General features: G+C 36.7%; 14 protein-coding genes. 7 read left to right on the top strand and 7 right to left on the bottom strand.

Going from position 1 to position 19,963, the window contains the following annotated elements; genetic code table 11:
* Nucleotides 1-151 precede the first annotated feature (151 nt).
* Together NZ519_00005 and NZ519_00010 are read left to right on the top strand one after the other, a co-directional pair.
* On the top strand, nucleotides 152-1,147 hold the full coding sequence (locus NZ519_00005) for a PorV/PorQ family protein (GenBank protein MCS7027123.1): 996 nt from the start codon (nucleotides 152-154) through the stop codon (nucleotides 1,145-1,147).
* A gap of 12 nt (nucleotides 1,148-1,159) precedes the next feature.
* Nucleotides 1,160-2,389 (top strand): hypothetical protein, encoded by a 1,230-nt coding sequence (locus NZ519_00010; GenBank protein ID MCS7027124.1) that lies wholly within the window; start codon nucleotides 1,160-1,162, stop codon nucleotides 2,387-2,389.
* 22 nt (nucleotides 2,390-2,411) lie between these two features.
* Here NZ519_00010 and NZ519_00015 read toward each other — a convergent pair whose 3' ends face one another.
* The 5 genes from NZ519_00015 to NZ519_00035 are packed head-to-tail and all read right to left on the bottom strand — an operon-like array spanning nucleotide 2,412 to nucleotide 7,007.
* Entirely contained in the window at nucleotides 2,412-3,404 is a 993-nt protein-coding gene (locus NZ519_00015; protein ID MCS7027125.1) for a flippase-like domain-containing protein, read from the bottom strand.
* A gap of 3 nt (nucleotides 3,405-3,407) precedes the next feature.
* Nucleotides 3,408-3,761 carry an aspartate 1-decarboxylase gene (locus NZ519_00020; GenBank protein ID MCS7027126.1) on the bottom strand — a complete coding sequence of 118 codons (354 nt, stop codon included), beginning with the start codon at nucleotides 3,759-3,761 and terminating at the stop codon, nucleotides 3,408-3,410.
* A 50-nt stretch (nucleotides 3,762-3,811) separates the two neighbouring features.
* A complete protein-coding gene (locus NZ519_00025) occupies nucleotides 3,812-4,231 on the bottom strand; it encodes a YbjN domain-containing protein (GenBank protein ID MCS7027127.1) in 420 nt (139 codons plus the stop codon).
* Between the two features lie 47 nt (nucleotides 4,232-4,278).
* Nucleotides 4,279-5,193 carry a tRNA (adenosine(37)-N6)-dimethylallyltransferase MiaA gene (miaA, locus tag NZ519_00030; protein ID MCS7027128.1) on the bottom strand — a complete coding sequence of 305 codons (915 nt, stop codon included), beginning with the start codon at nucleotides 5,191-5,193 and terminating at the stop codon, nucleotides 4,279-4,281.
* A 32-nt stretch (nucleotides 5,194-5,225) separates the two neighbouring features.
* Complete coding sequence (locus NZ519_00035; GenBank protein MCS7027129.1) at nucleotides 5,226-7,007, bottom strand: hypothetical protein; 1,782 nt, start codon at nucleotides 7,005-7,007, stop codon at nucleotides 5,226-5,228.
* A gap of 197 nt (nucleotides 7,008-7,204) precedes the next feature.
* Between NZ519_00035 and NZ519_00040 the strand changes: the two genes are divergently transcribed.
* Both NZ519_00040 and NZ519_00045 read left to right on the top strand, forming a co-directional pair.
* On the top strand, nucleotides 7,205-9,232 hold the full coding sequence (locus tag NZ519_00040; GenBank protein ID MCS7027130.1) for an OmpA family protein: 2,028 nt from the start codon (nucleotides 7,205-7,207) through the stop codon (nucleotides 9,230-9,232).
* Nucleotides 9,233-9,518: 286 nt separating this feature from the next.
* Entirely contained in the window at nucleotides 9,519-10,892 is a 1,374-nt protein-coding gene (locus NZ519_00045) for an OmpA family protein (protein MCS7027131.1), read from the top strand.
* 68 nt (nucleotides 10,893-10,960) lie between these two features.
* On the opposite strand, the gene mtaB is transcribed toward NZ519_00045, so the two are convergent.
* A complete protein-coding gene (gene mtaB / locus NZ519_00050; GenBank protein MCS7027132.1) occupies nucleotides 10,961-12,283 on the bottom strand; it encodes a tRNA (N(6)-L-threonylcarbamoyladenosine(37)-C(2))-methylthiotransferase MtaB in 1,323 nt (440 codons plus the stop codon).
* On the bottom strand, nucleotides 12,280-12,444 hold the full coding sequence (locus NZ519_00055) for a hypothetical protein (protein ID MCS7027133.1): 165 nt from the start codon (nucleotides 12,442-12,444) through the stop codon (nucleotides 12,280-12,282). Before NZ519_00055 ends, mtaB begins: the two co-directional genes overlap by 4 nt.
* Before the next feature lie 119 nt (nucleotides 12,445-12,563).
* Between NZ519_00055 and NZ519_00060 the strand changes: the two genes are divergently transcribed.
* The 3 genes from NZ519_00060 to NZ519_00070 all read left to right on the top strand — a co-directional run bounded on the left by NZ519_00060 (nucleotide 12,564) and on the right by NZ519_00070 (nucleotide 19,931).
* Nucleotides 12,564-16,820: a CHAT domain-containing protein gene (locus NZ519_00060; protein ID MCS7027134.1), complete on the top strand. Its 4,257-nt coding sequence runs from the start codon at nucleotides 12,564-12,566 to the stop codon at nucleotides 16,818-16,820.
* 111 nt (nucleotides 16,821-16,931) lie between these two features.
* Nucleotides 16,932-18,656: an ABC transporter substrate-binding protein gene (locus NZ519_00065; GenBank protein MCS7027135.1), complete on the top strand. Its 1,725-nt coding sequence runs from the start codon at nucleotides 16,932-16,934 to the stop codon at nucleotides 18,654-18,656.
* 63 nt (nucleotides 18,657-18,719) lie between these two features.
* Nucleotides 18,720-19,931 carry an acyl-CoA dehydrogenase family protein gene (locus NZ519_00070; protein MCS7027136.1) on the top strand — a complete coding sequence of 404 codons (1,212 nt, stop codon included), beginning with the start codon at nucleotides 18,720-18,722 and terminating at the stop codon, nucleotides 19,929-19,931.
* Nucleotides 19,932-19,963 lie beyond the last annotated feature (32 nt).

Consider the following 19,963-nt stretch of genomic DNA (forward strand, 5'->3'; position numbering starts at 1 on the left):
CGATAGCGTAGCCCGTAGCACGCCGACCTTGCCCACACAAGCGCAGCGAAGTGTGGGCAAGGGCACGCCCAAAAAAACTATTCATATCAATAAATCCGATATTACAATTTTTTAACAAAAATGTATCAGTCAATTGCTTACTTTTGTGGTTGTGAAAGTGCGTTTAATCCTCTTAGTTTGGATAGTCTTTGTTTTGAATATATCCGCCCAAATATTACCTCCTCTAGGAAAACAAAGAGCAGGTACAGCAGGTATGCAGTTTCTAAAAATTGCCGTTGATCCTCGCAGTGCAGGAATGGGCGAAAGCTTCATTGCCGTAGTCAATGACGCTTCTGCTTTATACTGGAATCCCGCAGGAATGAGCATTTCAGATAGCCAAAAAATTCATTTACAAGGTGCTTATACCCGATATTTTGCGGATATTAGCATAAACTACGCAGCAGGGTTTATTAAACTCAAAAATGAACATTATCTCGGTATTAGCTTAACTCACTTGAATTCAGGCGAAATGGATGTAACTACGGAATTCCAACCTTTTGGTACAGGACAAAAATTTAGCGCTACTAACACTGCCATCGGACTTTCTTACGCTAAAAAACTGACAGATAATTTTGCCTTCGGCTTGACCTCTAAATACGCTAACGAAAATATTTTTGGACTACGAACAAATACACTGCTGTTTGATTTAGGTTTTTACTATGATATTGGCTATCACAACCTTCGTTTTGCGGTTACAATGACAAATTTTGGCTTCAATGTAAAGCCCAAAGGGCAATTAGAAGTAATCAGACTTTCAGGTACTCAAAATGTAAATAACTTTGAGCAAGTTACCGTACCTTCTATGTTTAAGGTAGGCTTAGCTTGGGATGCTGTTAAAAATGACCGTCATTTGCTCACTTTGTCAGGGCAGCTAAACCATCCCACAGATAACAAAGAAACTTTTAATATTGGGGCTGAATACAGCTGGAATAGGCTGATTTATTTAAGAACAGGCTATCAAATTGGAGCAGATGAGAGCAATATTCCTGCATTCGGATTCGGCTTAAAATTTACGCACCGCTTAGGCGCATTGAGAATAGACTATGCTTTTACTAACAAGACTCGTTTAGGCTTTACACACAAGTTTGGAATTGGAATCAGTTTTTAATTTTGTCCATATATGAAAAAACACAGTTTTTTAGCTATTGTTGCTTGTTTACTTTTGCTTTCTTTCTGGGGTTGCGATGTTTTGTTGGGAACTAAAAAAGACCCTACCGTAGACGATGTTTTTCAACAAGGTAGCATTGACCCCAGCACTATTGTTTCCAACGTAGGCTATGTACCTATCAACCCTGTGTGGTACTTCAATCAGCCCACAGACGTGTACGTAGGCTATGATGAAATGGTTTACGTAACCGATGCCGACGGATTACATATTCTTGACCAAAAGGGAACAAAATACAAAACTATCCCCATTCCAAATGCTACAGACGTAACTCAGGATAGGCGTTTGCTTACTTATGTAGTTGGGCGAGTGAATTATCCTGTTACTATTGGTAGTAGTACTCAAATTAAAAGCTTACCTGCAATTTACATTATCAAAAACGCGCCCACTTACAACCATGAAATTATTGACACGCTTATTCATCCTTTTTGCGATATCACCCGGGCAAGCATTCCGTTTAGACCTCAAGATGAACAAGTTAGCTTTACAGGAGTGGCTACTTTACATGACAATACTTTTTATGTAAGCCGTACAGGAATAGTCAATACAGGGACAGGCTTTCCTGCACCCGATAATGCTATACTAGTTTTTGATAAAAATTTCAAAAATACAGGCTATATCAATGAGCTTGATCCTGTCAATACTAATTTACGTTCTGCTGTAAAGGTAACCAGTATTGCAAGCTTTGCCGCCCCTCCACAATTGGTTTCAGGAATTAGCACGTCTAAAGATTTTCTGCTTACTCAAAAAACAGGACTTGAAACTGAATATGCCGTGCTATGGATAAAACGCATAGATGATGTGGATTTGGGCACAACTTACACTGAAAACACTAGTTTGTTGGTGCAAGACACCAGTAAAGCTGACCGTTTTTTGTATCAATCTTTTCGTTTTTCACAGCCTGAAGACGTGTGCGTTGCACCTGATGCCTCAGGATACATATTTGTTGTAGATAGTGGAAAAGATAGTCTTTTTATTTTCAATAGGGCTGGATATGAAGGCGTAAATAAACCTGCGAATTCTAACTTCCGCAAACAGGTTTTAGCATCTTTTGGCGGAGTAGGAAACGGACCTAAACAGTTTAATAATCCTGTGGGAGTGGCTTATTTTAGAAAAATGGTCTATGTAGCTGATAAAGATAATAACCGTATTTGTCGGTTTAAGCTATCTACAGATTTACAATGAGTAAGCCAAACATTTGAGTTTTTTACTTGTTGTCATACAGTATTTTAACGGCAATAATCGTACAAATGAATCCTGCTACAATTACTAATATAGCTTGTGCCGTGTGATTGAGAGTAGCTGAAATTAAGCTCTGTTCAGCACTTATATGGTAAGCCAGCATAGATTGGCTAACTATGTAATGATATATGCCTATTCCACCTTGCACAGGTGCTGCCATACCTACCGCACCTACTAGAGTAACCACTAAAGCAGGTACGATTCCTAAGTGCGCTGTGCTTTTCAAAGCTAAAAAGATGCAATACGTAGTTAAAGTGTAACACATCCAAATACTTACAGTATAAATTAAAAACAATGGAATGTTTTTTACTTTGCGAATACTGATTAGCCCTTCTACTAAGCCCTGAATAAATCCCTTTATTTTAATCATCCATTTGTACTTAGGGTCAAGCTTTTGCCAATTTTTAAGTGCAAGTACAAACAAAATCAAACTTAAAATGCCTATTAAACTCAAAAAAAGTACAAGTTTGGAAAATTGTTCAGTAGAAAATCCAAAGGTCTGCACTAACCATTGATAAAAAACATCGTATTCTAATCCTAATGCTAATGCAATTACCAGCAGCAAAGTAATTACATCCACGATTCTTTCCAATACCACTGTTCCAAGTATTTGGGCTATCGGTATATTATCAGCTTTATGTACTACTGCACAGCGAGTTATCTCTCCCATGCGCGGTAAAACCATATTTGCTAAATAACCTATAGCTACTCCACAAAATGTACTTATGAGCTTAGCAGAATACCCCGATGCATGTAATAACATACTCCACCGAGATGCCCTAATAAATTTCTCTGCTATACCTACTAACATGCTTATCCCTATCCAAAAATAATTTGCAGATGCAAATCCGTTCTTTATTTCTTTCCATTCTATATCCTTAAAAGCTAAAAGTAGCATTACTACAGCTATACTCAAACCTGTGGCGTACTGAACTACTTTTTTGACGGAAAGGGACATATATTACTTTTTAGGTAGCCTATTATTTTCATCGGGGAATATTATCCAAGGTTTGAAGGTTTTTGCTTTTTCAAACTCCATTTGACAGTATGAGACTACAATAACAATGTCCCCTACCTGTACCTTTCTTGCAGCAGGTCCATTGAGGCATATTATTCCTGAACCTCTTTCCCCTTCAATAACATAGGTTTCAAATCGTTCGCCATTGTTTACGTTTAATACAGTAACTTTTTCGTATTCTATCATGTTGGCAGCGTCTAGCAAGTCTTTATCTATGGTGATACTTCCCACATAGTTGAGTTCAGCTTGTGTAACTCTTACTCTGTGTATCTTAGACTTCAAGACCTCAATGACCATGACTCTGCAAATTTCGCAATTTTTCTCAAATTCATCAAAAAAGGCTTTTATTATGGTTTGCTACCATATTTAGTAATCAGCATGTCATCTACAATGTCAGCAGTACGGCTTTGTGCTTCTATCATTTGAGCTACTTCTTGAGGGTTTAGTCCTTCTGCATAACGGGTGCTGGCTAAGCAAATCACTGAATTATTATACACAGTAAAATATGTTCCAACTAAGCTATGATTGATGGACAATAGTTCCAAGAGTAGCTGCTCTCTATTTTGTTCTGGAAGCTTCATGATAGTGGAAACTACGGCAAAAATGATTCGATTTTCTTGATTGGTATTGAGTAGTAAAGTTATTTCTGCCGAACCTCTTTTTAACTGCCAAACTGTGGGAGTTTCGGTACGACAAGCGGATACATCTATCCCAAAAGATGCGATAGCCTGCTCTATTATGGGAATGTATGACTCTAAGTTGCTCATATTACAAAAGTACATTTTTTTGAATAATAAAACCAAAAAAATTGTCGTTATATTTGTAAATACGTGTTCAAAAAAGCAAGTATTTCTTGATATTGGTCAGGTTCAAACCATTGTACTTGCGTATCTGCTCTAAACCAGGTTAGTTGTCTTTTGGCATATCTGCGGGTATTCTGCTGAATGAGGTCAATAGCGGTATCTAAATCATATTGTTGATGTAGGTAAGCATAAATTTCTTTGTAGCCCACTGTATTGAGTGAATTGAGAGAAAAATCTACATTTTGGTCAATTAAGTTTTGTACTTCGCTAATTAGTCCTTTTTCTATCATTCTAAGTACACGCGCGTTGATACGTGTATATAGTTCCTGACGTGGGAGATTCAGACCAATTTTGATAATCTTAAAATTGTGTTTAATGTTTTTCTTTGCTAAAAATGAGGAGTAGGGCTTACCTGTTTGTAGACATACCTCTAAAGCACGCAGCACGCGCCGGGGATTGTGCTTATCTATATTTTGGTAGGTGATGGGGTCAAGACAGGCTAATTCAGCAACTAAATTTTTCAATCCTTCTTTTTGATAGCGATCCTGCAAAGTTTGCCGCACTTGCAGATCAATCTGTGGAAAAATATCTAGACCTTCTAACAACGCTTTAAGGTACAAGCCTGTACCTCCTACTGCAATTACAACATTGTATTTTTGAAAAAGACTTTCTAATCGTGCGGTAGATTGTTGTTGAAATTCCCCCGCAGAAAATTTTTGTGTAATAGAAAGTTCATCTATAAAATGATGTGGGATTCCTTTGCGCTCTTGTACAGTTGGCTTGGCTGTACCTATGTTGAGTTCTTTGTAAATTTGGCGAGAGTCAAAAGAAAGAATTTCAGTTTTATAGTATTGTGCTAACTCAATAGATAGCGCTGTTTTACCTACCGCTGTGGGACCTACTATACAAATGAGATACTTAGCCATAAACACTAAGTAGTGCTAAAATAAACCTGCATTTAGTCATTTGTCATCCAGGCTTTACGGCATTTTAAAATGATAGGGTCCTGAGTCTCTTCCAAAGTAAATACATGCGAGGCTTCTTCCTCAACTACTTTGAGAGGTTTTTCTATTTCAATCGTTTTACCTTCTCTTTCTACCACAATTTTAACGGGTTTTCCTACACTAGATTTTATGTCTTCCCCAATAGACATTGCGGTAAAAATAGAAATTTCCACTCCGTTAATTGATTTTACATAATCACCAAATTTCAAGCCATATTCAGGGCAATCCTTAGTAATTTGTGTTTTAGAGCTTGAAAGCATTCCTAATTCTATACCACTTGCTTCTAATGAAGCGACTTTTATTTTGCCTAACCTTTCGTAACGAATTCCTACAGTTTTGAATAAAGTAGCATAGTCCAAAGGTTCTGTGCCTGTTATGTGCTTATCTATAAATTTTTGGACTTGCGGATGAGTAATTGCTACAATTTCTTTAAATAAGTTATTATCCTCAAAAGGTTTTTCAGGTCCGTATTTGTTGGATAGTTGTTCTATTACTGTGCGAAGAGTCATTTTACCTTGCGTTAGCCGCATAATTTCTAAATCTAATCCCATGCAAAGTAAAGCACCTTTGTCATAAACGTGTCTATAGGCTTTATGATATTTTTCATCTAATACGTTTGCACTCATTTTAGTAATACTTAACTCTTTGGGCATTAGGTCGGCTGCTTCAATCTTAGCACGTACCTCCCTGAAAAATTCATCTAAGGTAATCATATTAGCTTTGAGTTGGATAAGGTGTGAATAGTATTCCGTGCTACCTTCATATAGCCATAAATGTTGCGACATTTTAGGTTGAGCAAAGTTAAATTCGTGAATTTCTCGGCTATGCAGATTGAGAGGAGTGATAATATGTAAAAACTCATGCGAAGCGACATCATTTACTTGTTTAATCACTGCCGATAGAGGCATAACAGGCAAGTAGTAAAAGGAACTGTAAGAATGCTCCAAAGCCCCAAAAGCACCTGTACGAGTGTTACTACCAAACAACGAAGTAAAATAAAATAAAAAAGCATATTTATTCACGGGTAAAACTTTCAAAAACTGTTGTAGAGCTTTAACGGTGGGTTCTACCGAAGGTACAAGAGCTTTGGCGTTTATGTTTTTGTCTTTGGAATAGCAAGCGATTAAAATTTCTGTTTTGCCAATTTTAATCATGGCAGTATCTAAGGGAGCATACAAGATAGGGCTATCTACTAATTGGACATAGTTAGGAGCTAGCCACACATCTGTGGTAGCGTCTACTTTTTTCTTTTCCATTGCAGAAGCACCAAAAAGCTTTTCAGGGTGAGTAATAGTTATTTCATAAGGCAACATCATTGCACCTTCTAAGTATCCAAAAATCCCACCTTGGTTGAGTACAAAGCAATTATCTTTCTCAAAATGAGTTCCTGCGGGTTCAAAAATAGGGTCTTTATCCACAGGTGTATCCCAAGAAGGACTAACTTGATAGACTATTTTAGCTAAATTTTTACCATTGATAATAAAAGTGTTAGGTTCTTTTTTACTGACACTTAATTTTTTGTTAGCTAGGTCGTATGCCTCAAAGTTGCTAATAAACCTACCGTAATTTAGATTAGCATACGTTCCAGGTACAGTTTTTGGAAACTGAAAAATATACTTACTTTTTGGTATTTTAGGGGGAATGATAGTTACAGTAATTTTTTTATCTTGAACAACGTTCAGATCTATGGTGCATTGGTATTTTTCTTGGCTGTATAGGTCCAAGAAAACACACAAAGTACAAAAAACAATACAAGATCGCAGATAATTCATAAACTAGACTGCAAATATACCTTGATTTTTTGCTTAATGTTTTCAAAAAATTGATGAAGTTAAAAAATCCAACTTAACTCAAAATGCAGTTTATTGAAAAAAGATTGATAAAGAAGTATTTTTTAATATGAGAAAAGTATCTATTTTTGCAGGAAAAACTTATGAAACTTTTTGTATTGTTTTTGGTACTGTTTGTACCGATTTGTAGCGGTTTAGGTCAAAGTGCAGAAGCTAAAAAAGACTTTCATAAATACATGAAACAAGGTGAGCTAGCTTATTACAATGACTTATTTGATGAAGCAGCACACTACTTTGAATTAGCTGCGGCTATAAATCCAAACTCTTTTGAAGCTAATTTTATGGCAGGACTTAGCCATGAGCGGGGAGTAAGACCTCAAGAATGCTTAAAATACTTTGAACAAGCCTACAAACTTAAACCTGAAGGTGAAGATGAACTGATATACCTTTTAGGTAGGGGCATGCATCTCAATAACCGCTTTGATGAAGCAATTAAATACTACAAACAAGCTTTGAATAATAAAAAAGTTCATAACGCCTACAATGCCCGCATAAAAGATAAAGAACGGTATATAGGTCCTGAGCGAATTCAATTACTTATCAAGCAATGTGAAAACGGAAAGAAATTGGTTTTGAATCCTTTAGATGTAGAAATAAAGAATCTTGGACCAAACATCAATGGAAAATTTCCTGATTATGTTCCTGCTTTAACGGCTGACGAACGACGAATATTCTTTACCACTCGCCGAGAGGGTGAAAAGGACCCTTACACAGGGCATTACTATGAAGAAATTTTCTATGCAGACAAAGATCCTAAAACAGGGGAATGGAAACCCGCTAAAAATATAGGAAAAACAATCAATGCTGGGCACAAAAATGAATCCGCAGTAAGTGTTTCTCTAGATGGTAGTACACTTTACATTTATGATGAAAGAGACTTATATTACTGCACTTTGAAAGGCAATGAGTGGTCTAAACCCGAACCTTTGAAAGAAATTAACACTAAACATTGGGAAACCCATTGTGCAATTTCAGCAGATGGTACAGAGCTATTTTTCACTTCTGATAGACCTGGTGGATATGGGGGATTGGATATATACGTAGCTAAAAAACAACCTGACGGCAAGTGGGGACAAATTCAGAACTTAGGACCTAATATCAATACAGAATTCGATGAAGAGGCCCCCTTCATCCACTACGATGGTGTAACCCTATATTTTAGTTCAAGGGGACATAACAGCATGGGTGGATACGATATATTCTACGCCACTCGCAACCCTGATGGTTCTTGGAACAAACCTGTGAACATAGGTTACCCTATCAATACCGCTTCTGATGATGTTTACTTTGTAATAAACTTTGATAGAAAAAGAGCATACTACTCTTCTGCTAGAGGTGATGATAGTTATGGCGATAAAGACATTTACATGATTATTATGCCTGAACCCAAAGACTTAGTTACCGTAGAAAATAAACCTGAAGAGAAGCAGCCTGAAAAAAAACCTGAACCTATAATTACAGTTACACGTGTCTATGGTACTGTAACTGATGAACGCACAGGTCAGCCATTAGAAGCAGATGTAACTATCGTTGATAACGAAACAGGAAACATAGTATTTAAAAGTAAAACAAATTCTGCTACTGGATATTACGTAGTAACCTTGCCTTCAGGTAAAAATTATGGCTTTAGAGTAGAAAAGCCTGGCTATACTTTCTATTCTGAAAATTTTGACCTTCCAATGGGAACAGAATCTCGGGACTATGAGAAAAATGCCAAGATAAAAGGCTTCTCGGAGGGAACTAGGATAATCATGCGAAACATATTTTATGACTATAACAAAGCAACCCTTCGCCCACAGTCCAAAGCAGAACTTGACCGTGTAGCAGCAATGCTAAACGAGTGTCCAAAAATGAGAGTCCAAATCAATGCGCATACTGATTCTGATGGAACTGAAGAGTATAATTTAGATTTGTCCCAAAGACGCGCCCAATCTGTAGTAGATTACTTGGTCAAAGTAAAAGGTATTGATCCTAAACGACTATCTGCCAAAGGTTTTGGAGAGTCCCAGCCTGTAGATACAAACGAAACGGATGAAGGAAAACAAAATAATCGCCGTACTGAACTAGAAATAATAGGAGGTACTGAAGACTGTGTATTTTCCACTAAATAAAAGAGCCTAAAATTACAAAATATATTAGCTCTAAAAATAATTTCACCTTTTGGGCGTGCCCTTGTGGGCAAAAGCCCACAAGGTCGGCGTGCTACGGGCTACGTGCGGAATGCCCCGACCCGAGCGTAGCGAGGGACACGCCCAAAAAACTTAATCGCAAAATTCTTTTTAGGTTAGTATGAAAAAACACACTTTTTAGAACTGCGAATATATTAACTAAAAAAAATACGAAAATCATATTGACAAAAAATTTTTTATGTGTATATTTGCATTATAGCCCTTTTGTATGGCAAAAAACTCACTTTTAGTTTTTGGGATACTCTTATGGCTTTTCCACGCTAACACAAGTACAAGTGTGGCACAAGATGCAATGAATGGTCCTTATTCAGAGGAAGACGGCTATTGGCAAGAAAAGTATGTCCGAAAATCTCACACCTCAGAAGCAGAGTGGATGATTCGTTTAGGGGATATTGATAACTTCGGTTTTGGATTTAGTAAAGGTTTCAATCCCTTTTCAGGCGATACTACCGCTTTTCATCCCCCTCTATCTGTCTTTACGCCTAATGAACCGCAAGGTCTAGATATGATTATGTTACCTACCAGCTTCCGCAAATTTAATCAGCCCTGCACTTACGATATATACAGCAGCTACTTTGGCTTTCTCAAAAACAACTACAAAAAAGTCAACTTTCCTATTAAAATACCGCTCAATTTACCCTCCACTATGCCTATACAAAGCATTAAGCTCATGATTTTTATAGATGACATTCAAAGTAAAGTATCTTGCAGTAAGTTTGATGTTTGGCTAAACGGCAAACCCGCCGACTTCATAGCCGAGCATCTAAAACAGTTGAACTTACAGCAACAAGGCAAACTACTAACTTTTGATGTCCCTCAAACTTATTTCGATCTGTTCAAAAAAGACACTTTAGAACTTATCATTGATGATGTTACCACAGGTGCAGGCGATGGTTTTGCTATTGACTTCGTAAAAATTTTAATCAATCCTCGTATCCAAGTTTTGGGACAAATTTCAGGCTATGTTACCGAAAAAAAAACGGGACGACCTATTCACAAAGCCATTCTTAAAAATCAAAATAACATACAAACAGAAACTACTCCGCAAGGAAAATATACCTTATCAGGTCTGCCGATAGGAATAAATACTATTACAGTGTCTGCTCAAAACTATGGTACAGAAATTTTTACCGTAGATATTACGCCCTCGCCAAAACAAATCAATTTTGAACTCTCATGCAAAACTTTGATAAACACAGTCTTTCCTGAAATACAGAATATGACCATTGGCACTAAAATTATTATTAAAGACGCATACTTTGACCCAAATTCAGCACGTTTGAAAAAAGAAGCTTATCCTGAATTAGAAAAATTAGTACAGCTGATGAAAATGAACCCTACCTTAAAAATATGCATCAATGGGCATACAGATAGTGGAATCCCAGGTACACGAGAAGAGCAACTTTTGCATCTGTCCGAAGGTAGGGCTAAATCAGTAATGCACTTTCTTATTTCAAGAGGCATATCCTCTCACCGAATTTCATATAAAGGTTATGGTTCAAGCAGACCTATTGTAGATAATAACACTCCTGAAAACCAGGCTAAAAACCGTAGAGTAGAGTTTGAAATTGTAGATTTTTAGCCATCAAGCAACTATATTTTGAAGTGGATATTAAAATACGGCAGGTGTGTTAAAAACAAGTTTAAGCTCTATGTTACAGAATGGGTTACGTGTACGTTGTCTTTTACTTCACCTATTACATTTCCTTCGGGGCTGATGCTCTGTAAGGTTACAGTTACTAATTCATTGACCATTAAAGGGTCATAGGGCATTTGCACTTTAATGTAATTTTCAGTAAAGCCTACCATGTGGTTACCTTCTAATTCTTGCTCAAAAAGGACACGATAAGTTTTTTTTAAGTTTTGTTCGTAAAAATATCGCCGTTTTTTTTCAGATAAGATGGTGAGCATACGATTACGTTTTTTACGTTCTGCAAAAGGGACTACGGGTTTAATAGAAAGGGCTTTTGTATTATCTCGTTCGGAGTAAGTAAAAACATGTAAATAGCTCACATCTAACTCATTGATAAATTGATAAGTATCCAAGAAATGGGCTTCAGTTTCACTAGGAAAGCCCACAATCACATCAACGCCTATGCAAGCATGGGGCATAATAGACTTAATGTAATCTACACGATCCTTGTAAAGTTCTCTTTTGTATCTGCGTTGCATGCGAGCTAAAATTTCATTATTACCACTTTGCAAAGGAATATGAAAATGCGGCATGAAGTGCCGACTTTGGGCTACAAAGTCAATAATCTTATTGCTCAATAGGTTAGGTTCAATTGAAGAGATACGTACTCTAAAATCCCCCTCTAACTCATCTATTTTTTGGATAAGGTCCAAAAAAGAGTAAGGTAAGTTTTTACCATAATCTCCGATATTTACTCCTGTAAGTACAATTTCTTTTACGCCTTGTGCAAGGATATGCTTAGCATTTTGAAGTACATTTTCTAATGTATCGCTGCGGCTTGCACCCCTCGCCAAAGGGATAGTACAAAAGCTGCAATGATAATCACATCCATCTTGTATTTTGAGAAAAGAACGAGTTCTATCGCCAATAGAGTACGCATCTGTAAAGTGCTTTACTTGCTTAATTTCAGATACGTGAATTTCGGGTTTAGACCGTTTTTCGAAGTTTTGGATAATGTCTAAAAGTTGGAATTTTTCTGCTGCGCCCAAAACTACATCTACCCCAGGGATTTGAACAATCTCTTCAGGTTTGAGCTGCGCGTAGCATCCTATGACGACGATGAACGCATTTGGGGAAAACTTTAAAGCTTGTTGGACGACTTTACGGCATTTTTTATCTGCGTGTTCGGTTACAGAGCAAGTGTTGATTATATACACATCTGCGCCGCTTTCAAAATCTACCTTTTGAAAACCTGCTTGGGCAAACATTCGGCTTATGGTAGAAGTCTCTGAATAGTTTAATTTGCATCCCAAAGTATAGTAGCTAACTGTTTTATTCATCCTAAATTATTTGCAAAGATACGTAAAATTGATGTATGTAGAATTTTTATTTTGGGCGTGCCCCTTGCTGACGCAAGGGTCGGGGCATTCCGCACGTAGCCTGTAGCACGCCGACCTTGCCCACACCAGCGCAAGCGAAGTGTGGGCAAGGGCACGCCCAAAAAAGAAAAAACAGACTTTAACAAAAAATAAAAAATAAAATGAATAATAAGTGCTACTCTTTGCAATTTGGTTCTTGCACTATTTTTGCAGTCAAAAGTAAAATTGTGGTTATATTCTTATGAAAGTATGCCGCATTTGCCTGCTTAGCCTGCTCTTGCTTACATGTATCAATGCTACCGCTCAATCTAAAAAGGTCAATTTATCTAAAGCCGACTTGCTTGTGCATAAACAGCACTTTAAAAAAGCATTTGACTATGCGGCTAAAAAACATCAACAGTACATCAGAAAAAATCCCAATGACACCTTAGTAGGATACCTAGCAGCTAAAACAGGATACTACGCCCTTTTAGCCAAAAAATATGACAAAGCACATCAATACGCCTTAGAAGCAGAAGGATTTTACCAAAATAGAAGTTTAACACGGCATTACATGTATGCTTATGTCAATACCCTGTTGGGCGCTATTGAATTAGCTAAGCATCAGTACAAAAAAACGGATAGTTATTTGGAGAAAGGTTTATCTATAATAGAAAACAACCTACAAAACCAACCTGAAATAGATATAAGAAACGCCGAAGTTTATCGTACATACGCTTTTACCTTAGAAACTTTACTTCGTTTGCAGATAGAAAGACAAGAACTACAAAAGGCTATCCAAACAGCCCAAAAGCTTTGCACTATAAACGAAAAATTTACAAAACAACGTAAGTTAGAGCGAACTAAGTCTATTCCCCAAGCACGTTACGGTGTAGGATTAAGTTTATACGCCCGAGCTCTACATTTGAAACAGGACTTTAACGCAGCAGATAGTGTGTTTTACCTTGCTAGTAAACAAATTAACCGCGCTTTATCTAAAAAATCAGAGGCTTACTATACTCATCTGCTTTACCACTCTGATAGCTATCTTGCCAAAGGAGATTATTCTAAAGCCTACAACCGTGCTAAAGAAGCACTAAATATTGCCACACATAAGTTTGGTAAAAAGAGTACCCAAAGGATAGCTACTCAAATTCAAATTGCAAAAGTGAATTACACTCGAAAGCGATATAATGCTATTCTCAAAGATTTCAGGAAATTCTCTAAATACAAACCTCGCAAAAAGCAAGATCCCTTACAATGGTCGCAAGCTATGTTATGGATAGCTATGGCAGAGTATCAAACAAAACGCCCTAAGTCTGCTAATACACACTTTCAAAGAGCCTTAAAATATGCAAAACAAAAATACCCTACAACTTCATGGGAATACACACAAATTCTTAACCAAGTATATCAATACTACCTGACTATCAAAGACTACGGCAGCGCAGAGCAAACTCTAAACCAAATTATGCAAAACATTGAGGAGTATATGGGTAAGAATTATTTAGCTTATGCTTTGTATGAAGATGAGTTGGGTAAGCTTTACATGGAAAAATTAGCACAATACAAAGAAGCACTCCCCTTGCTTAAAGACGCTTATCAATACAAAAATACAGAAATTAAGCATAACTCTGAAAGTTATATCAGCACTGCTACTGCATTAGCAAGGTTATTACAGAATATAGGTCAGTATTCTGAAGCTGTACCTGTGTTTGAAGAGGTCAAAAATTTAAGAGAGCAGAATATAGGTCGGCGAAAAAATATTTTGTATGCCTTAGCTGTATCGGATTTAGCTGTGATAAAAGCAGACATGGGCAAATACGATGAAGCTAATAAACTGATTACCCAATTGGGCGACCCCGAAGAGTACAAAGCAGGTAATAACTTAGTGGCATATAACAAGTTCCTTGAAAACATTGCAGACATGTACCGTAAAACAGGTAAATACAAAGAAGCAGAAGATATTTTAATGAAATCTTTCAGAACTTCAAAAAAAGCCGATGCGCAAGTTCAAGCAGCTAATTCTGTGGTCGCCTTAGCCGATTTATATGTGTCCTTAGGCAAATATGATGATGCCGAACCTCTTTGCGACAAGGCTATTGAATTAGTAGCCCAAAGAAATGGAAAGAATAGTTTAGAGTACGCAAACGTTCTCAATACAAAAGCTAAGCTTTTGTACTACATGGGTAGATACACAGAAGCAGCACCTATTAGCACAGAAGCCACAAAAATCATTAAAGAAAAAGTGGGCGAAAAACAAAAGGTATACGTTGAATCTTTAGGTATAGAAACAGATATTTATGTTGCTATTGGAGATTACGAAAAATCTGAACAACAAGCTAAAACAATGCTCTATCTTAATGAGCAATTAGGAGGTAAAAACACATTAGAATACGCCAAAACTTTGATTAGATTAGGTAAAATTGCATACTTACAGGGTGTAAATGTACTAGCATCAGAAGCTAAAAACAGCAAAGCCGAAGCACAAAGATTATTTCAAGTTTCAGAGAAGTATTATACCGATGGCATAAATATCATGCAAAATGTGCTAAAAGAGAATAAGTTAGAATATAGCTTAGCCCTTACAGACTTAGCGAATTTGTATGCAGTTACTCAAAGAGATAAAGAAGCAGAAGAAACATATAAGAAAGCGATTGAAATAGAAAAAAGCCAAGTAGGTGATAAAAATCCAAGATATGCCACTGCTTTGTTCAATCTTGCACAGTTTTATACTTCCAGAGGTAAATACACAGAATCAGGTGAGTTGTATGAGAAGGTACTAGAGATTCGTGAAGAAAATTTGCCTGAAGGACACCCTGATTATACCGATGCACTTATGGGCTATGCAGGTTATGCTTGGCGTACTAATGATCTCAAAAATGCAGAAAAATCTTTCACTAATGCCATTACACAGTATCAAAAACAAATCAAAACATATTTTCCTGCACTAACTGAAATTGAGCGTGTTAAATACATTACAAAACTTAAATTCCAATTTGATGAATTTATTTCTTTTGCTTTTGACCAAATTGACCGAAATCCTAACTTACTTGGTTTTGTGTACAATCATCAACTACAAACTAAAGCCCTTATTTTTAATACTTCTACCAAAATCCGCCGTAGAATCATGAACAGCGGAGATAGTACGTTGATAATGAAGTATCAACTATGGTTAGAAAAAAGAGAAGAACTTGCCCGCGTACTCAATATGAGTAAAGAGAAAATTCAAGCGGAAGGAATTAACCAAGCTCAGCTGGAAAATGAGCTAGATGATTTAGAAAAAGAACTGTCTTTACTTTCTGAAGAGTTTGCCCGAAACTACGAACGTAAAAACTATACTTGGAAAGATGTACAAAAGCAATTAGGTAAAAATGATGCTGCCGTAGAGATTATTCGCTTCAAATGTACGCATGGTAAGTACAAAGACTCTATTTGCTACGCGTATTTGATTGTAGATAAAAAAACTAAAAAAGCACCTAGCTATGTATTAGAAACCGATGGCAGAGCTATGGAAAAAATGCACATTCTTGCGTATCGTAGGTCGGTCAAGAATGCTATTGATGATCCATATTCTTATGGAGTGTTTTGGGAGAAAATAGATAAAAAAGTGGGCAATAAGATGAATTTGTACGTGTCTTCTGATGGAGTGTATCATCAACTTAACTTAAATACTCTGCTACAACCTGATGGTAAGTATGTAATTGAAAACCATAATATTCGTTTAGTAAGTAACACAAAAGACCTTGTTGAATACAAAAAATTGGAGAAATCTCGGACTTCAAATAGTGCAACTTTTTTTGGCTACCCTGACTACAACGCAAAAATTATCATTCCTAAAAATGAAATAAAATCTGATGAGCTTAAAGAATATAAATTAGCTGAATTACCTGGTACTAAAGAAGAAATAAGCGATATTTCCAAGCTATGTGCAGAAAAAAACATTAACCCTAAAATGTATCTCGGTACAGAAGCTTCTGAAGAAATGATTAAAAAAGCGGCTAAAAATCCTGCTATTTTACACATTGCTACACACGGTTTCTTTTTAGCGCAGACTAACCGCGGTCGTGAATTAGGTATCAATACAGAAGCTGCGGCTAAGCATCCACTTTTACGTTCAGGGCTTATGTTAGCAGGTGCGAACTTAGCTATCAACAACGAATTAGATCAGGAAAGCAACAACGGTATTCTTACAGCTTACGAAGCCATGAATTTAGACTTGAATAATACAGAGTTGGTTGTAATGAGCGCTTGCGAAACAGGCTTGGGCGAAGTACGTAATGGTGAGGGAGTATTTGGTTTACAGCGTTCTTTCATGGCTGCGGGGGCAAAAGCTACCTTAATGAGCTTATGGAAAGTTAGTGACGCTGCTACGAAAGAATTGATGATATTGTTCTATAAATACTGGCTACATGAGGATTTACCTAAGCACGTTGCTTTTCGCAAAGCACAATTGGAGCTCAAAAATAAGTATCCTCATCCTAAGTATTGGGGTGCTTTTGTAATGGTTGGAATGTGATGCTTAATAATCAAACCTATACTTTTTAGCTTCATTAAAAACTTTGAGAATTTTATGTTATTAAATTGTAAGATAGCATTCACTTAACATTACCTTTGTAACTTTGAAAGCATGGAACCATTATTCAGAATGGTCATAGCCTCTTTTGTAGTAAGCATAAGTATTGCTCTAGATTTACATGGTCAAGAACAATCCGTCCATATCAGAGTTTCTAAAAACATAGAGGCATTGCATCCTTTAATAAAACATAGCCTGGTGGACAATAGTATTGCTAAGCACATTTTTTATCCCTTATTAGATATTGAGCCTAAAACGCATCTTTATACGCCAATTGTACTCAAAGCTTTACCTGCGGTAGTAGAAGGCGGGCGAGCAAAAATATATGAAATTAGGGAAAATGCTGCTTGGTCAGATGGAAAGCCAATAACTGCTTATGATGTTCTTTTTACCTTAAAAGCTGTTTTATGCCCAAATTTAAGTACATATAGATGGAAAGATAATGTCAAAATGATAGAAAACTTTGAAATAGATATTAACAATTCTAAAATATTCAAAATTACTGTAAGCAGCTCTAACTTTACACTAACAGGGTTGCCAATCTATCCCGAGCATATTTATGATAAGAATGCCTGGCTTAAAGGCTATTCTTTAAGCGAAATAGCTAAAATGAAATCTAAAACTGTTCCTATGGAAATTGCTAAATTTGAACAACAATTTGTATCTTCTGAAATGAAAAGAGTAGCCGTCGGTGCAGGACCATACAAAGTGAAACAATGGATAGATAATAATATTTTAGTTTTAGAGCGAATACCTAATTGGTGGGGTAATGGATTAGACAGTAGCAAAGAATGGTTCAACATCAATGCTCGTGAACTTCATTATGAGATAGTGTCTGACTTAGTAATGACTACAGTTGCATTTAAGTTGCAGCAGTTGGATATTTGGTACGATATTCCCGCAAAGGAATTCAATGATCTTCAAAAATTAGACAGTAACTATTACCATTTTGCTTTGAGGAAAGTGCCTACCTTATCGTATGAATACGTTGCCATTAACAACAGACCAAAAGACCAGAGTAAAAAATTTCTTTCAGATCCTAATGTGAGAAAGGCATTTGCGCATGCTATTAACATTGAAAGCATGCAAAAACAAGTCCTCAAGGGGTATGGATACCGAATCTGCTGTCCTTTTGTACCACAAAAAAAATCAAGCTATTCAAAAGAAATTTCATGCGTGGAATATAGCCCACAAGAAGCCAAAAAATATTTTGCATTAGCAGGTTGGTTAGATACGAATAATGATGGAATTTTGGACCAATACTCTAATGGTGAAAGAGTCAATCTCAAAGTTACTCTACTAGTTAATAAGGAAGATGCTTATGATAGAAAAATAGCACACTTTATTATCAAGGATTTACAAAGCGCAGGGGTAGAAATAGAATCAGAAGAAGTAGATAGTGAAACAGAGTTATTAAGAGTTCAAGAAGGAGATTATGACTTGGCGATTGTATCCTATCATGATAAACCAGGACCCGCGCACCCGAGACATTCATGGCATTCACAAGGGGCGTATAACATTACAGGTTTTTCTAATACACAAGTTGATGCTGTCATAGAAAAAATTGAAAAGTCAAAAGATATTACAGAAAAAGAAAAATTATTTTTAGAGTTTAATACAATTTGGGCAAAGGAACAGCCCGCTATCCTATTATGGCAAAAAGAAATGTTAATTGCAGTTAGCGATAAATACAAAAGCTACAATTTTTCAATGGCTTTTGATAATTATGTTGGCTTTAATCCTAGCAGTTTTTTTATGCCAGCAGAGGTGCAGCGGTAGCTAGATTGAGTTTTCAAAAAGTTTAAAGAATTTTTTATAGATTTGTAAAGTTAAAGTAGTGGTATGTCAGCATCTGAAAAAATAGCGGCGCCGCCTTTTACAGCGCCTGATTATTATTTAGTAGATGAATTATTGACAGAAGAGCATAAATTGATAAGGGATTCTGTCCGCCAGTGGGTAAATGAGCATATTATCCCAATCATTGATGAATATTGCCAAAGAGCAGAAACTCCCAAGCATTTAATACCTTTAATGGCACAAATGGGAATGTTTGGTCCTACCATACCACAAGAGTACGGAGGTGGGGGATTAGACTACATTTCTTACGGCTTAATAATGCAGGAGATTGAAAGGGGAGATTCAGGGATTCGCTCAATAGCATCAGTTCAAAGCTCTTTGGTCATGTTTCCAATTTATGCTTATGGTTCAGAAGAGCAAAAAAGAAAGTATTTACCCAAGTTAGCGAAAGGAGAATACATAGGTTGTTTTGGTTTAACAGAACCTGACTTTGGTTCAAATCCAGGGGGTATGCTCACTAATTTCAAAGATATGGGGGATTATTACTTACTCAATGGCACTAAGATGTGGATTTCTAATGCACCCTTTGCAGATATTGCTGTGGTATGGGCAAAGAATGAAGAAGGTAGAATTCACGGCTTAATTGTAGAGCGTGGCATGGAGGGCTTTTCTACCCCCGAAATGAAAAATAAATGGTCTTTGCGTGCTTCTGCCACAGGTGAGCTCATTTTTCAGGATGTCAAAGTACCTAAGTCTAACTTACTACCTGGAGTATCAGGATTGAGAGGACCTTTATCCTGCTTAGATAATGCAAGATATGGTATTGCTTGGGGTGCTATCGGTGCAGCTATGGCTTGTTACGACTCGGCGTTGCAATATGCAAAATCTCGTATTCAGTTTGATAGACCTATTGCAGCCTATCAGCTTACGCAGAAAAAATTAGCAGAGATGCTCACAGAGATTACCAAAGCTCAACTTTTAGCATGGCGGTTAGGCGTACTCAAAAATGAAGGTAAAGCCACTTCCGCACAAATTTCTATGGCAAAGCGAAACAATGTATACATGGCATTAGAAGTTGCGCGAGAAGCGCGTCAAATTCATGGTGGAAATGGAATTATGGGCGAATATCCTGTCATGCGGCATCTGATGAACCTTGAATCTGTGATTACTTACGAAGGTACTCACGATATTCATTTGCTTATTACAGGAATGGACATAACAGGTATTCCTGCTTTCAGAATTGATGGCAAAAAATAAGTAATGTTTATTTTGTAGATATATTTTTCTTT

This window comes from Bacteroidia bacterium (genome assembly GCA_025056095.1).
Lineage (GTDB): Bacteria > Bacteroidota > Bacteroidia > JANWVE01 > JANWVE01 > JANWVE01.

Excerpts from the sequence above, each read along its gene's own strand:
- NZ519_00010 (MCS7027124.1), top strand. The coding sequence starts at position 1,160 with ATGAAAAAACACAGTTTTTTAGCTATTGTTGCTTGTTTACTTTTGCTT.
- NZ519_00015 (MCS7027125.1), bottom strand. The coding sequence starts at position 3,404 with ATGTCCCTTTCCGTCAAAAAAGTAGTTCAGTACGCCACAGGTTTGAGT.
- NZ519_00020 (MCS7027126.1), bottom strand. The coding sequence starts at position 3,761 with ATGGTCATTGAGGTCTTGAAGTCTAAGATACACAGAGTAAGAGTTACA.
- NZ519_00025 (MCS7027127.1), bottom strand. The coding sequence starts at position 4,231 with ATGAGCAACTTAGAGTCATACATTCCCATAATAGAGCAGGCTATCGCA.
- miaA (MCS7027128.1), bottom strand. The coding sequence starts at position 5,193 with ATGGCTAAGTATCTCATTTGTATAGTAGGTCCCACAGCGGTAGGTAAA.
- NZ519_00040 (MCS7027130.1), top strand. The coding sequence starts at position 7,205 with ATGAAACTTTTTGTATTGTTTTTGGTACTGTTTGTACCGATTTGTAGC.
- NZ519_00045 (MCS7027131.1), top strand. The coding sequence starts at position 9,519 with ATGGCAAAAAACTCACTTTTAGTTTTTGGGATACTCTTATGGCTTTTC.
- mtaB (MCS7027132.1), bottom strand. The coding sequence starts at position 12,283 with ATGAATAAAACAGTTAGCTACTATACTTTGGGATGCAAATTAAACTAT.
- NZ519_00060 (MCS7027134.1), top strand. The coding sequence starts at position 12,564 with ATGAAAGTATGCCGCATTTGCCTGCTTAGCCTGCTCTTGCTTACATGT.
- NZ519_00065 (MCS7027135.1), top strand. The coding sequence starts at position 16,932 with ATGGAACCATTATTCAGAATGGTCATAGCCTCTTTTGTAGTAAGCATA.
- NZ519_00070 (MCS7027136.1), top strand. The coding sequence starts at position 18,720 with ATGTCAGCATCTGAAAAAATAGCGGCGCCGCCTTTTACAGCGCCTGAT.